The 13,819-nt window shown below is 69.9% G+C and carries 11 protein-coding genes; 10 read left to right on the top strand and 1 reads right to left on the bottom strand.

Annotation, left to right across the window (positions count from 1 at the left end; translation table 11 throughout):
- Positions 1-987 precede the first annotated feature (987 nt).
- Positions 988-2,202, bottom strand: a complete 1,215-nt coding sequence (locus tag ACFQ9K_RS32935; RefSeq protein ID WP_378723169.1) for a M23 family metallopeptidase — start codon at positions 2,200-2,202, stop codon at positions 988-990.
- On the opposite strand from ACFQ9K_RS32935, the gene ACFQ9K_RS32930 reads away from it, so the two are divergent.
- From ACFQ9K_RS32930 to purH, 10 genes are all read left to right on the top strand, one after another.
- Entirely contained in the window at positions 2,107-2,355 is a 249-nt protein-coding gene (locus ACFQ9K_RS32930; protein ID WP_378723178.1) for a hypothetical protein, read from the top strand. The genes ACFQ9K_RS32935 and ACFQ9K_RS32930 overlap by 96 nt on opposite strands.
- A gap of 393 nt (positions 2,356-2,748) precedes the next feature.
- Positions 2,749-3,915, top strand: a complete 1,167-nt coding sequence (gene sucC, locus ACFQ9K_RS32925; protein ID WP_378723170.1) for an ADP-forming succinate--CoA ligase subunit beta — start codon at positions 2,749-2,751, stop codon at positions 3,913-3,915.
- Positions 3,916-3,926: 11 nt separating this feature from the next.
- Complete coding sequence (gene sucD, locus ACFQ9K_RS32920; RefSeq protein WP_069161670.1) at positions 3,927-4,841, top strand: succinate--CoA ligase subunit alpha; 915 nt, start codon at positions 3,927-3,929, stop codon at positions 4,839-4,841.
- Positions 4,842-5,148: 307 nt separating this feature from the next.
- On the top strand, positions 5,149-8,106 hold the full coding sequence (locus ACFQ9K_RS32915; RefSeq protein WP_378723171.1) for a BTAD domain-containing putative transcriptional regulator: 2,958 nt from the start codon (positions 5,149-5,151) through the stop codon (positions 8,104-8,106).
- Between the two features lie 82 nt (positions 8,107-8,188).
- On the top strand, positions 8,189-8,452 hold the full coding sequence (locus ACFQ9K_RS32910; RefSeq protein WP_378723173.1) for a hypothetical protein: 264 nt from the start codon (positions 8,189-8,191) through the stop codon (positions 8,450-8,452).
- A gap of 28 nt (positions 8,453-8,480) precedes the next feature.
- Positions 8,481-8,711, top strand: coding sequence for a hypothetical protein (locus tag ACFQ9K_RS32905; RefSeq protein ID WP_378723174.1), 231 nt, complete (start codon positions 8,481-8,483; stop codon positions 8,709-8,711).
- A 242-nt stretch (positions 8,712-8,953) separates the two neighbouring features.
- Entirely contained in the window at positions 8,954-10,024 is a 1,071-nt protein-coding gene (locus ACFQ9K_RS32900) for a DUF5336 domain-containing protein (protein WP_378723175.1), read from the top strand.
- A gap of 208 nt (positions 10,025-10,232) precedes the next feature.
- Entirely contained in the window at positions 10,233-11,687 is a 1,455-nt protein-coding gene (locus tag ACFQ9K_RS32895; RefSeq protein ID WP_378727049.1) for a DUF6350 family protein, read from the top strand.
- 64 nt (positions 11,688-11,751) lie between these two features.
- Positions 11,752-12,426 (top strand): phosphoribosylglycinamide formyltransferase, encoded by a 675-nt coding sequence (gene purN / locus ACFQ9K_RS32890; protein WP_378727047.1) that lies wholly within the window; start codon positions 11,752-11,754, stop codon positions 12,424-12,426.
- Positions 12,423-13,819: bifunctional phosphoribosylaminoimidazolecarboxamide formyltransferase/IMP cyclohydrolase (purH, locus tag ACFQ9K_RS32885; protein WP_378984013.1), on the top strand; the 1,397-nt coding region annotated here is incomplete at its 3' end. The genes purN and purH, both read left to right, overlap by 4 nt.

Here is a 13,819-nt window from a genome sequence, read left to right as displayed (position 1 = left end):
ACGACAGCCTGAACACCTTGTGCAGAACCAACCAGATCTGCGAGCCGCGATCAGATCCATGGCTCACATCGCCACTGATGTTCGCCCACAGGCATGCTCGTTCGCCCACCCACTCGACCTGCCACATACCTGGCAGCGGCCCGACTCCATGTGGAAGACCCGAACAGATCCGGAGGCTGCGATCGGCTCTGCCTGGTTCGTATCGCCGCCAGGCGCTTCGCCCACCTGCATGCTTGTTCGCACGTCTACTTGACCTGCCACATCCTCAGCACCAGTAGGAACCCCTTGTGAAGATCCGAGCAGATCTGGGAGACCGCGATCAGGTCCGCCGGTTCGGACTGCCAAGGGCGCTTCGCGTGAGCCCGTTAGCCCGCAATGGAACTGGCTTGTTCGGATTGCGACGGGCGTTGCGCACACGGCCTAGCCAGTGCGCGTACCTGGCAGCGCTGTCCGTATGCGAAGCCTCGATCATGCTTGCGAACAGACCACAGGGGAGCCGAACGCAAACCTGACCCCGCAGGGCGTGAGCATTCCCGCCAACCCGCTCGGAGGGTCCGCGAAACCTCCCGGAGGAGCGCGGAACAACGCAATCGCGTTGAGAACCCAGGCTGATGCCACGCGTTGGCGGGCAAGGGCTACGGGTCGCTTAGCCGACGGCGCCGTGGCCCGGTGCAAAAGAGCCTCGACCGCGTCTGCGAACAGAACGCGCGGGGAGCCGGAGACGAACCTGACGCCCGCAAGGGTGTGGGCATTCCCGTCAAAGCTTCGGATGGTCCGCCGAAACCTCCCGGAGGAGCGCGGAACAACGCAATCGCGTTGGGAACCGAGGCCTGATGCCACGCGTGGCGAGCAAAGGCTACGGGTCGACTACCCGACAGCCCCGTGGCTCCTGGGCAAAGCCCTCGACCGCGTCTGCGGACGGACCGCACGAGGAGCCGACCACGGCTCTCACGCCTGCAACCCGTCCGGGACGGAGCCCGGAACGGCTCAGTCGCGCTGGGAGCCGAGGCTGATGCCGCGGGTGGCGAGCCAGGGCAGGGGGTCGATCTTGTCCGTACCGTTCAACCACACCTCGAAGTGGCAGTGCGGGCCGGTGGAGAAGCCGCGGTTGCCGATCGTGGCGATCTGGTCGCCGGCCATCACTCGCTGGCCCTGCGACACCGTGGCCGTGTCGATGTGGCCGTAGATGGTGACGGTGCCGTCGTCGTGCAGCAGCCGGACCCACATGCCGAAGCCGGCGGCGGGGCCTGCCTCGATCACGGTGCCGTCGGCGACCGCGACGATCGGGGTGCCGATGGGGCCCGCGATGTCGACGCCGAGGTGCTGCACGCCCCAGCGGGCGCCGTAGCCGGAGGTGAAGGTGCCCGCGGCGAACTTGGTGAACAGCGGGCGCAGCTTCGCGGCTTCCTGGGCGGCCAGGTCTTCGGCGTACTTCTGGCCCTTTTGCAGGATGTCGTTGAAGGCACCGGGATTGAGCGCGCCCGAAACGTTGAGCACCTGTGGCGATTCCGTCGAGGCGCTCGGGTCGGCCAGGCTGACGGACTGCGCGGCGATCTCGTGGATCTGCCCGGCGGCCTCGTAGTCGACGGCCTGCGACGGCTGCTCGGGCGAGGCGAACGCGGCCTGTCCGGCGGCGACCACCGCACCGGCGGCGACCGCGGCGACCGCGGCGCGGCCCTTGAGGGCGGCCGGCGGTGCGGGAAGCCGGTGTGCGCCACCGCGCTTGGCGGCGCGTCGGCCGGGTATGACGGTGGGGGTGGCCGGGCGGTCCGGCTCGGTGTCGGACGCCCAGGATTCTTCCGGTGCCCAGCAGCCGGTGTCCGGTGCCTGATAGTCGTGCTCGCCCCAGGCCTCACCGGCATTCCAGGCTTCGCCGGCGTTCCAGGCGCCGCCGTCGGACCAGGAGTCCTGCGGGGCGGCCCACGAATCCTGCTGCGACCAGGAGTCGCCATAGCCGGAGCCGGCGTGGAAGTTGTAGTCGTCCTGCGGCGCGGCGGTGCCGTAATCGGCGTGCGGCGCGGCGCTGTAGTCGTCCTGCGGCCGGGCGGGCGCGGCGTTGTACAGCGAGTTCCGTTGCCGATCCACCGAGGGACCGGCAGGCCTGCCGTGCGAAGCCTGCGCGCCGAAGGCGTCGTCATCGTTGCGATAACGGTGTCCGGACTGAGCGCGATGTTCAGGAATAAGGGCGGAGCGATAGTTCATCGGCTGTGCCACATCGTGAAGCGGGAGATGTTCGCGAGGCCGAACGGCCAGCTGATCAGCGGCGTCGACGAGTCGTCTGCGGAACGGCTCTCCATCTGCGGAGTGCTGTGCTGCGTCAAGCTTGCCGTCCTCCTAGTCGTGACCGTGCTGTGACATCGACCGCAATGACGGTAACGAAACGATTGCAGGGTCCGCAAGCGCTGCGGCCCATCTGTCCGAACATGTGAGATTGATCACGGTAACACCACGGAATAACTATCTGTGCATTGGGCAAGCGAGGCGGCCCGATCCACGACGTTTTGTAGTAGATCCGGCCGTGTCCATGGGTTCTGACGCTCTACCTGGTGAGGTGTCAGCAACCTACTGATGAGTAGCGTTGGCCAGCGGTTTTCCCGCCGCGCGTATCGGCCCGTGACCTGCGCCACTTAGGATGAACGTGGCCGATTGGCCGTCCATGTGACTGATTAGAGTCCGACCCGACCCGCTTCCGACGTCGGGCCGCCAACAAAGACGTTGTCATCACAACGCAGACGAGACGGTGAGTACATGGATCTCTTCGAATATCAGGCGAAGGAGCTCTTCGTTAAGCACGGAGTGCCTTCGTCCGAGGGCCGCGTCACGGACACGGCCGAGGACGCCCGCGCCATCGCGGAGGAAATCGGCAAGCCGGTGATGGTCAAGGCTCAGGTCAAGGCCGGTGGCCGCGGCAAGGCCGGTGGCGTCAAGTACGCCGCCACCCCGGACGACGCGTTCACGCACGCGCAGAACATCCTCGGCCTGGATATCAAGGGCCACATCACCAAGAAGATCCTTGTCGCCGAAGCCAAGGACATCGCGGAGGAGTACTACATCTCCTTCCTGCTCGACCGGTCCAACCGCACCTACCTGGCCATGTGCTCGGTCGAGGGCGGCATGGAGATCGAAGAGGTCGCCGCGACCAAGCCGGAGCGCCTGGCCAAGGTCGCCGTCGACGCCGTCAAGGGTGTCGATCTCGCGTTCGCCCGCTCGATCGCCGAGCAGGGCCACCTCCCCGCCGAGGTGCTCGACGCCGCGGCCGTGACCATCCAGAAGCTGTGGGAGGTGTTCGTCAAGGAGGACGCCACCCTGGTGGAGGTCAACCCGCTGGTGCGCACCCCGCAGGACGAGATCCTCGCCCTCGACGGCAAGGTCACCCTGGACGAGAACGCCGAGTTCCGGCACCCGGATCACGAGGCCTTCGCGGACAAGGACGCGACCGATCCCCTGGAGCTCAAGGCCAAGGAGAACGACCTCAACTACGTCAAGCTCGACGGTGAGGTCGGCATCATCGGCAACGGCGCCGGTCTGGTCATGTCGACCCTGGACGTGGTCGCCTACGCGGGCGAGAACCACAACGGCGTCAAGCCGGCCAACTTCCTCGACATCGGCGGCGGCGCCTCGGCCGAGGTGATGGCCGCCGGCCTCGACGTCATCCTGGGTGACTCGCAGGTCAAGAGCGTGTTCGTGAACGTCTTCGGTGGCATCACCGCCTGTGACGCGGTCGCCAACGGCATCGTCAAGGCGCTGGAGATCCTCGGCGCCGAGGCGAACAAGCCGCTGGTCGTCCGTCTCGACGGCAACAAGGTGGACGAGGGTCGCCAGATTTTGGTCGACGCCGCGCACCCGCTGATCACGCTTGCGCAGACAATGGACGAAGGCGCCGACAAGGCCGCCGAACTGGCAGCGGCCAAGTAAGGAATCCGGAAATGTCTATCTTCCTCAACAAGGACTCGAAGGTCATCGTTCAGGGCATCACCGGCGGCGAGGGCACCAAGCACACCGCGCTGATGCTGAAGGCAGGCACCCAGGTCGTCGGCGGCGTCAACGCGCGCAAGGCGGGCACCACCGTCGCGCACACCGACAAGGACGGCAACGCGGTCGAGCTGCCGGTGTACGGCACCGTCGCCGAGGCGATCAAGGAGACCGGCGCCGACGTCTCCATCGCGTTCGTGCCGCCGAAGTTCGCCAAGGACGCCATCATCGAGGCCATCGACGCGGAGATCCCGCTGCTCGTGGTCATCACCGAGGGCATCCCGGTGCAGGACACCGCGTACGCGTGGGCCTACAACGTGGAGAAGGGCAACAAGACCCGGATCATCGGCCCGAACTGCCCCGGCATCATCACCCCCGGCGAGGCGCTGGTCGGCATCACCCCGGCCAACATCACCGGCAAGGGCCCGGTCGGCCTGGTCTCCAAGTCCGGCACCCTGACCTACCAGATGATGTACGAACTGCGTGACTTCGGCTTCTCCACCGCCATCGGCATCGGCGGCGACCCGGTCATCGGCACCACCCACATCGACGCCATCGAGGCGTTCGAGAAGGACCCGGAGACCAAGCTGATCGTGATGATCGGCGAGATCGGCGGCGACGCCGAGGAGCGGGCCGCGGCCTACATCAAGGCCAACGTCACCAAGCCGGTCGTCGGCTACGTCGCGGGCTTCACCGCGCCCGAGGGCAAGACCATGGGCCACGCCGGCGCCATCGTCTCCGGCTCGGCGGGCACCGCACAGGCGAAGAAGGACGCGCTGGAGGCGGCGGGCGTGAAGGTCGGCAAGACGCCGTCCGAGACCGCCGCGCTGGCTCGCGAGATCCTGGAGAAGGCAAGCGTCACCGCCTGATTCCGCGATATTGACCGAGGCCGCTTTCCGAGTCGGGAGGCGGCCTTCGTCATGCCGGAAAGGCCGAAACGAAGGCCGCCTCCTGGTTCGCGCGGAGGCGGCCTTCGTCATGCGTGGCGGCGCGCTCAGCCAGGGCAGAAGCCGAGCGTCCTGACCAACCACTCGCAGAACTGTGCCATCGGACTCATGGTCGACACCTCCATTTCGTCTCCCGCTATGGATACGGGCCGGCTCGCCGTCTGGTTCACCGCGGCCCGCATCGGTATTCGAGGAGACGCGGACGTACCGGACAGGGCATGCTTAGCGCGTGGATGTGCTGGTGTTGGGTCCAGTGCAGGCGTGGGCCGACGGTGTCGCGGTGACCGTCGATCGGCCGCTGGAACGGGCAGTGTTGGTGCGGTTGGCCTTGGCCAACCGGGTACCGGTGCCGGATGGACGACTGGCCGAGGATTTGTGGGGGGCCGAGGTCGAGCGGCCGGTGCAGCGGTTGCGCGTGGTGGTGTCGCGCCTGCGGGCGGCGCTCGGGCCGTTGGCGGACGTCATCGGACGAACGCCGGCGGGGTATCAGGCGACCGTGTCGGCGGCGGATCTGCTGGCCGCGGAGGCGGCGGCGCAGCGGTTGCATACCGCCCGGCGCGGCGGGGACCACGCCGCCGTCGCGGCGGCGGCCAAGGAGGCGCTCGCGCTGTGGCGCGGGCACGCGCTGGCCGACCTGCGGTCGATCCCGTTCGCGGCGGCCGAGGGCGAGCGGCTCGATGATTGGCGGCTGTCGCTGACCGTGGCGGGGCTGGAGGCGAATCTCGAGCTCGGCGCGGCCGGTGAGGTGGTGACCGAGCTGACCGGGCTGGTCGCGCGGCATCCGCTGCACGAGCCGTTGTCGTGTCTGCTGGCGTTGGCGTTGTATCGGACCGGACGACAGGCCGACGCGCTGGAGCGGCTGGCCCGGCTGCGGCGGGCGTTGTCCGAGGAGCTCGGGGTCGATCCCGCGCCGGATACCAGCGCGTTGGAACTGCGCATCCTGGACCATGATCCGGCGTTGCGGGCGTCGGTCCCGCCGGTCGTCGCCGAGGTAGCCAAGCCGGCGGCGCCGGTCGGCGGCGATCCGGTCGAACCGGAACCGCAGTCTCGCCCCGCCCCGGTGGTGTCGGCCCCGATGACCAGCTTCGTCGGCCGCGGCCGGGAATTCGCCACGCTGACCACGCGGCTCGCCGAGCCCGGCCTGACCACGGTGGTCGGCGTCGCGGGCAGCGGAAAGTCGCGGCTCGCCGCCGAACTCGCGCGATCGATCGGGCAGTCCGGCCGCCCGGTCGTGCTGGTCGAGCTGGCGCCGCTCGGTCGCACCGAGGACGTCTTGCCCGCGGTGGCCGCCGCGCTCGAGGCGAACGGCCTGGCCGTGGACGGCGCGATCGATCCGAATGCTCCGCTGCCCGGGATCGTCGCCGCGCTCGATGGCGGCGCCGATCGCGAGCGCACGCTGCTGGTGCTCGACAACGCCGAGCACGTGCTCGCATCGGTCGCCGAATTGGTCACGGCAGTAACGGGATTCAGCGTGCTCGTCACCTCGCAGCAGCCGCTCGGCGTGCCGGGGGAGTCGGTGTATCCGCTCGGCCCGCTGGATCGCAGCGTCGGCGTCGCGTTGTTCATCGAACGGGCCGGGCTGCACGGGCTGGTGACGGCGGCCGAGCGCGACGAGCTGGTGGCGATCTGCGCGGCCGTGGACTGGCTGCCGCTGGGCATCGAGCTGGCCGCCGGTCTCACCAGAACCTTGACGATTTCCCAACTCGCCCAACGGATCGACGACCGGGTCCGGCTGTTGGTCGGCGGCGCGCGCGGTGCGGCGGGCGGGCGGCACACGAGTCTGCGGGTCGCGCTGGACTGGAGTCACGAACTGCTCGCCGAGCGGGAGCGGGCGGTCCTGCGCAGGCTCGGCGTGTTCGCCGGCGGATGCACCCTGGAGGCGGCCGAGGCGGTGGTGCCGGACGGCGAGCTGGAGCGCGGCGATATCGCACCGGCCATGGCGGATCTGGTGAACCGCAACCTCGTCACGGTGCAGACCGACGGTGCGACAAGACGTTTCACGTTGCTGGAGACGGTCCGGGACTACGCGCTGGCCCAGCTGGCGGAGGCGAACGAGATCGAGGAGCTGCGCGCTCGGCACCTGCTGTGGTGTCTGGACCTGGTGCGCACGATCGGCGCGCCGGACGATTTCGCCGCGGCCGAATCGGTGGCGGCGGTGTTCGCGGAATGGCCGAACATCCTGGCCGCCCTGGAGCGCGCCCCCGGAACATCAAGGGCCACGGACGGTTTGCGGCTCGCGGTGGAGATGCACGTGCCCTGGCTGGCCAGGGCCTGGTTCCGGGAGGCGCAGCGTCACTACGCGGCACTCACCGACGCGGCCGGCGTGGCCGCGCATGAACTCGCACAGGCCCTGAGCCACTACGGTTTTCACACCCTGATGACCGGTGATCTCGACTCCGCGGCAGTTCAACTGGCCAAGGCGGGCGAGCTGGCCGCTCCGCTCGACGATCCGGAACTCGGTCAAACGGTCCGCTACTACCAGGGCATCGTCGACATCGAACGGTGCAGGCTGCCGGAGGCCGTCGCCCGGCTGCGCGAGGGCGAGCGGCTGGCTGTGCGCGAGACCCAGGGCGCGTCCTTCGCCGACGCACTCGGCACCGCCCTGCTGTATTCGGGCGACCCGGCCGAGGCCCTCGCCGCCTACACCCGATCCAGCAAGGTCGACGCCGCGTACGCGGACGAGCACGGCCTGTCCCGCGGCTTGAGCAATCAGGCCAAGGCGCTGCTCGCCCTCGGCCGCGTCGACGAGGCCCTGGCCGCCGCCGAGGAATCCGACCGCTACGCCCGCCGCCTGGACGACCGGCAGATCCTGCCGCTCAACGACCTCACCCGCGCGGCCGCCGCGCTGACCGCGGGCAGCCTCGACGCTGCCGAGTCGTACTGCCGCGCCGCCCTCGCGCACGAGGAGGACGCGACCGGCCTGGCCCGCATCGACCTCGCCGACGTGCTGCTCGCCCAGGGCGACGCCGCCGCGGCCAGGCAACTGCTGGACGAGTTCTTCGCCGCCGAACCGGGCGGTGTGCCGCTGCTGGCCGCCCGCGCGATCTCCGTGTCGCTGCTGCGCGCGGAGGGCGACGAGGCGGGCGCGCGAGCGCTGCTCGAACAGGTCCGCGCCGAGGTCGCGGTGGCCGGATTCGGCTGGCAGCGCTACACGGATCGGCTGGTCGATTCCGGTCTTCCGGCGTGAGATGCGGATGAAACCACGCTGAGACGGCCGGCCTGGAGTCTGGTCTTCGCAACGCACCACACCAGAGCAGAAAGCGAAGACCATGACCTCCACCCGCATCGCTGCCGTTCGCGGCGCTACGGCCGCCGCCCTGATCGTCGCGGGCCTGTTCGGCACCGGCATCCCCGCGTTCGCAGGCCCGTTCGACAGCGGCTCCGCGATCCCGTCCGTGCCCGGTGATCGCGGCCCGTTCGAGTACGAGTACCAGTGCCTGGCCCGCGGGAACGCAGGCGTCGAGCACGGCGAATGGCCCGATTACGACTGCGTGGGCAGCTACGGCGCCTGGCAGCTCATCCCCCGATACTGACCCGCTCACCACCGAAGGACGAATCATCATGACCAGCACCCGCATCGCCGCCGTCGCCGCGATCACCTTCCTCGGCTTCCTCGGCGCCGGACTCGCCGACGGGGTCGCCTCGGCCGACCCGGCACCCGGCCGCCTCGGCCCGTACGACGCGCTCTACACCTGCGAGCGAGAGGGCAATATCGGCATGGAGAACGGCGAATGGGCCGACTACAACTGCGAGGGCGCCCCGGGATCGTGGCGCATCGTGCCGCAGTACTGATCGCCTCGGTCCCGGCCCGGAGTCCCCCGCAACCGCGTGGCTCCGGGCCGAATGCATTCCGGGGAAAGCCCTTCCGAATGGTGGTGCTAGCAGCCGGCAAACCACCTGCGACCTGGTGCGTAGGGGCTGATAAGGCGCTGAGAGGCTCCGGTTGAGGGTGACCTGGGCCGATGCGTGCAGTAGCGTCAGGTGCAGATCCAGCAGTTGAAGACCACGTATGACTCGACCTAGGAGACGACGACATGTCATACCCGTCCGGGGGCTCCGGGTACAACACACCCGCGCCCTCCACCCCGTCCAGCCAACCTTCGACGGCGGGTGGCGCCAGTTCCGGTGCGAGCGCGACCGGTGCCGAGGCCAAGGGGCTGCCGTTCTTCCTGGTGGTCGGTGTCGCGGCGCTCGGCGTGATCAACTTCCTGCTCGGTTTCCTGCCCTACGTCGGCACCAAGGCGGTCGACTTCGGCGGCGCCAGGGTGGCCAGTAGCGAGACCGCGAGCCTGTTCGAGGCCGGCGGCGCGGCGCTGCTCGGCATCCTGTTGCTCGCCGGGCTGCTCGCCGGCCTGTCCGTGCTGCCCAAGCAGAGCTGGACGGGCGCGGCCGCCGCGGCCTCGCTCGCGGGTTTCCTCGCGCTGCTGCTGCACTCCTTCACGCTGTCCGACGGCATCGAGCTGAAGTGGGGCGCGTACGTCCTGCTGGTGCTGTCCTTCGCGCAGGCCGTGGTCGCGGTGGGCGCGGTGTTATTCGAGGCAGGCCTGATCAAGGCGCCGGCACCGCGACCGGCCGGCGCGCCGGCCGCGTTCGGGCAGGGCGGCGGCTATGGCCAGCAGCAGCCGGGGGCGTTCGGTCAGAGCCAGCCGGGCTACGGCCAGCAGCCGGGCTACGGCCAGGCTCAGCCGGGGCAGCAGCCCTACGGCCAGCAGTCGCCGTACGGTCAGCAGCCCGGTTACGGTGCGGCACAGCAGGCTTCGCCGTACGGCCAGAGCCAGCCGAGCCAGCCCGCGTACGGCCAGCAGGGCCAGGCCTACGCACAGCCCGGCTACGGTCAGCAGCCGCCGACCACCGCGTTCGGCGGGGCACAGCAGGCTTCGCCGTACGGCTCGCCGAGCGCCGCGCAGCCGCGCCCGGACGAGGGCGCCACCCAGCACTTCGGTTCCGCGCAGCAGCCGGCCCAGCAGTCGCCGTACGGTTCGTCGAACTACGCCCAGCCGGGCCAGCAGGCCGCGCAGCCGGGCCAGCCGTTCGGCGGCGAGCAGGGCGGCGACCCGGCCAACGACGCGACCCAGGCGTTCCGTCCGTCCGACGACAAGAAGTAACGGTCCTTCCCCCCGGCGCGGTTTCATGCGGCGCGCCTGACCCGCTCGCGCCGGGGGAGCTGCCACGCTGAAACGTCATGAGTGAGCGTCAGCGAGTGAGTCAGGGATGCCGCGCGCCTGAGCGCACGATGGCGCCGAGCGTCAGCGAGGCGCGGACGTGAACTCCGCTCGAACCTCACTCGCGCGCCGGACAGATGGATCTCGCACTGTGCCCGAGCCGCACCCCGAGCCCGAAGCGGCCGGGTTTCTCTCGCTGACGCCGGAACGCGCCAGGGTTCTCGTCCTGGTCGCCGGGCGTCCGACCACCTACGCATTGACCGCGATCATCGTGCTGGTGCTCGCGACGCTGCTCACCTCGGGCAGCGATCTGGCCGGCACCTCCGGCGCGATCGCCGCGGGATGGCTCGGCGCGCACCAGGTTCCGCTGGTGATCGGCAAGACCTCGCTCGGCCTGCTCCCGCTGCTGCCCACCGCGCTGCTGGTCTGGCTGGCCGGCCGGGAATGCGCCCGCGCCGTCGAACCCGGTTGCACGCGCGCGGATCTCGGCTGGATCGTCGGCGCCGCGGTGGCCGGCCCGCTGCTGATCACGGCCATCTGCCTGGCGGTCGCCGAGGACGCGTCCGGCGTCGTCGCGCTGCAACCGCCGAACACGCTCGCCGCGTTCGCCTGGGTGGCCGCGCTGTATCTGGTCGCTGCCCTCGGTGGTATCGCGACCCGGACCCGGCGCGAGCTGTTCGTGCTGCTGCGCCTGCCCGAGTGGGCGATCTCCGGCATGTACGCCGCGGGCCGGGCGATGCTGCGCCTGCTCGGCTGCGCCACCGCGCTCATCGTGGTCTCGTTCCTGTTCCACATCCCGCGGATCGGCGACACGTACCACAGCGCGGGCAACGCCGCCGGGGTGATCGGGCTGACCCTGCTCTCGCTGGCCTACCTGCCGAATCTCGTGGTGCAGGCGGTGGGCGTGCTGGTCGGTGCCAGCGCGCAGATCGGGGTCGCGTCGTTCGGTGTGTTTTCCGTTGTGGGCGGGCCGATTCCGGCCGTGCCGCTGCTCGCCGCGGTGCCGACCGGCCCGGCCGCGGGCTGGTGGCCGGTGCTGCTGCTGATCCCGGCCGCGATCGGCGTGCTCGGCGGACTCGACCTGGCGCGCGGCTCGACCGACCGGATCGGCGCGCCCTGGGCGACGCTGTGCTCGGCCGGTCTGGCGGCCGTCGGGCTGTCGCTGCTCGGCGTGATCGCGGGCGGTGATCTGGGCACGTTCGGGCGGATCGGAATCGACCTGCCGATCTTCCTGCTGCTCACGTTCGCGTGGCTGGCCGTCCCCGGCTATGCCGGACTCGCGTTCGCGCGCTGGTTCCTGGTCCCGGTCGGCGCGCCGCCGGGCGACTACGCCGATCCGTACGACGAAGACGACTACTACGACGACGATTACGCGGACGACTACTACGCCGAGGACGACTACGCGGACAACCGCGACTACTTCGACAACGACTACGCCGACTACGACGGCCCGGACCTGGAAGTGGCGCTGGACGGCGAACTCGTGGAGGAACAGACCTCGATCGTCACCGTGCGCGCGGCGCACCCGAATACCACACCCGACATCGTCGACGCCGAGGTGGTCGAGGCGGACCTGCCGGAAAGTGACCGGGTCGACGGTCGTTAGGCTCTAACCCGGCGGAGCTCTTCCGTCCGCCATCCGATCGACTCGCAGGAGTAGAGCCCTGAGCTTGCCTACCTCGCCGTCTGCCGACCCCCAGTCGCCTTCGTGGTCCCCCGCCGCGGCCCCGGCGACCGTGGTCGTGCTCGCCTCGGGTACCGGATCGCTGTTGCGCGCGCTGCTCGACGCGGCGGCCGGCGCCGGCTTCCCGGCGAAGATCGTCGCCGTCGGCGTCGACCGGAACTGCGCGGCCACCGAGCACGCGGACGCCGCGGGCGTCGCGCACTTCAAGGTGGCGCTGAACGACTTTCCCGATCGGGCCGCCTGGGATGCCGCGCTGACCGACGCGGTCGCCGGCTACGCACCCGATCTCGTGGTCTCCGCCGGGTTCATGAAGATCCTCGGCCCCGCCTTCCTCGACCGGTTCGGCGGCCGGATCATCAACACCCACCCCGCGCTGCTGCCCGCCTTTCCCGGCGCGCACGGGGTGCGCGACGCGCTGGCCTACGGAGTGCGGGTCACCGGCTCGACCGTGCACCTGGTCGACGCGGGCGTCGACACCGGGCCGATCCTCGCGCAGGAGGCGGTGCCGGTGCTGCCCGATGACGACGAAGCCAGCCTGCATGAACGCATCAAGGTGGTGGAACGGCGGCTGCTCGCGCAGGTGGTCGCCGCCGTCGCCACGCGGGGCATTGTTTCCGACGGACGAAAGGCAGTAATCCCAGATGAGCGAGTTATCCGGTGAGTGACCGCAAGGAAATCAAGCGCGCGCTGGTGAGCGTGTACGACAAGACGGGGCTCATCGAGCTCGCGACCGGTCTGCACGCCGCGGGCATCGAGCTGGTCTCGACCGGTTCGACCGCGGGCAAGATCGCCGACGCGGGCATCCCGGTGACCAAGGTCGAAGACCTCACCGGCTTCCCGGAGACCCTCGAGGGACGGGTGAAGACGCTGCACCCGCGGGTGCACGCGGGCATCCTCGCCGACACACGCAAGCAGCAGCATCTCGACCAGCTGGTCGAGCTGGGTGTCGAGGCGTTCCAGCTGGTCGTGGTGAACCTCTACCCGTTCACCGAGACCGTGGCCAGCGGCGCGAGCCCGGACGAGTGCGTCGAGCAGATCGACATCGGCGGGCCGTCCATGGTGCGGGCCGCGGCGAAGAATCACCCGTCGGTCGCCGTGGTGGTCGACAGCGGCGACTACGACGAGGTGCTCGGCGCGGTGAAGTCCGGCGGCTTCACCCTGGCCGAACGGACGGCGTTGGCGGCCAAGGCTTTCCAGCACACCGCGAGTTATGACGTGGCGGTCGCGAGCTGGATGACGTCGGTGCTCGCGCCCGGTGTCGCGGCGCAGCCCGAGGGCAGCGGCGTGCAGTTCCCGGCCTGGCTCGGTGGCACCTGGGAGCGTTCCGCGGTGCTGCGCTACGGCGAGAACCCGCATCAGGCGGCCGCGCTGTACACCAACAACGACGGCAGTCTCGGCCTCGCGCAGGCCCGGCAGTTGCACGGCAAGGAGATGTCGTACAACAACTACACCGATGCCGACGCCGCCTGGCGAGCCGCCTATGACCACAGCGCGCCGACCGTCGCGATCATCAAGCACGCCAACCCCTGTGGCATCGCGATCGGCGCCGACATCGCCGAGGCGCACCGCAAGGCGCACGCCTGCGATCCGGTGAGCGCGTTCGGCGGCGTGATCGCGGCCAACCGCGAGGTCACCGTGGAGCTGGCCGAGCAGGTCGCGGAGATCTTCACCGAGGTGATCGTGGCCCCGGCGTTCGCCGACGGTGCGGTGGAAGTGTTGCAGCGCAAGAAGAATGTGCGCATCCTGATCGCCGAGCCGCCGCAGCGCGCCGGCGCCGAGCTGCGTCCGATCAGCGGCGGCGCGCTGCTGCAACAGCGCGACATCCTCGACGCCGCGGGCGACGACCCGGCCAACTGGACGCTGGCCACCGGCACCGCGGCCGACGCCGAGACCCTCGCCGATCTCGAATTCGCTTGGCGCGCCTGCCGCGCGGTGAAGTCCAACGCGATCCTGCTCGCGCACGACGGCGCCTCGGTCGGCGTCGGCATGGGCCAGGTCAACCGAGTGGACGCCGTGCAACTCGCCGTCCAGCGCGCCGGCGACCGAGCCAAAGG

Source organism: Nocardia sp. NPDC056564, from assembly GCF_042793755.1.
GTDB lineage: Bacteria > Actinomycetota > Actinomycetes > Mycobacteriales > Mycobacteriaceae > Nocardia.
The sequence above is the reverse complement of the archived record's forward strand: the minus strand, read 5'-3'. Positions and strand labels throughout refer to the sequence as shown.

Coding starts and splice junctions, on each gene's coding strand:
- ACFQ9K_RS32900 (WP_378723175.1), top strand. CDS start 8,954: ATGTCATACCCGTCCGGGGGCTCCGGGTACAACACACCCGCGCCCTCC.
- ACFQ9K_RS32935 (WP_378723169.1), bottom strand. CDS start 2,202: ATGAACTATCGCTCCGCCCTTATTCCTGAACATCGCGCTCAGTCCGGA.
- sucC (WP_378723170.1), top strand. CDS start 2,749: ATGGATCTCTTCGAATATCAGGCGAAGGAGCTCTTCGTTAAGCACGGA.
- ACFQ9K_RS32910 (WP_378723173.1), top strand. CDS start 8,189: ATGACCTCCACCCGCATCGCTGCCGTTCGCGGCGCTACGGCCGCCGCC.
- sucD (WP_069161670.1), top strand. CDS start 3,927: ATGTCTATCTTCCTCAACAAGGACTCGAAGGTCATCGTTCAGGGCATC.
- ACFQ9K_RS32905 (WP_378723174.1), top strand. CDS start 8,481: ATGACCAGCACCCGCATCGCCGCCGTCGCCGCGATCACCTTCCTCGGC.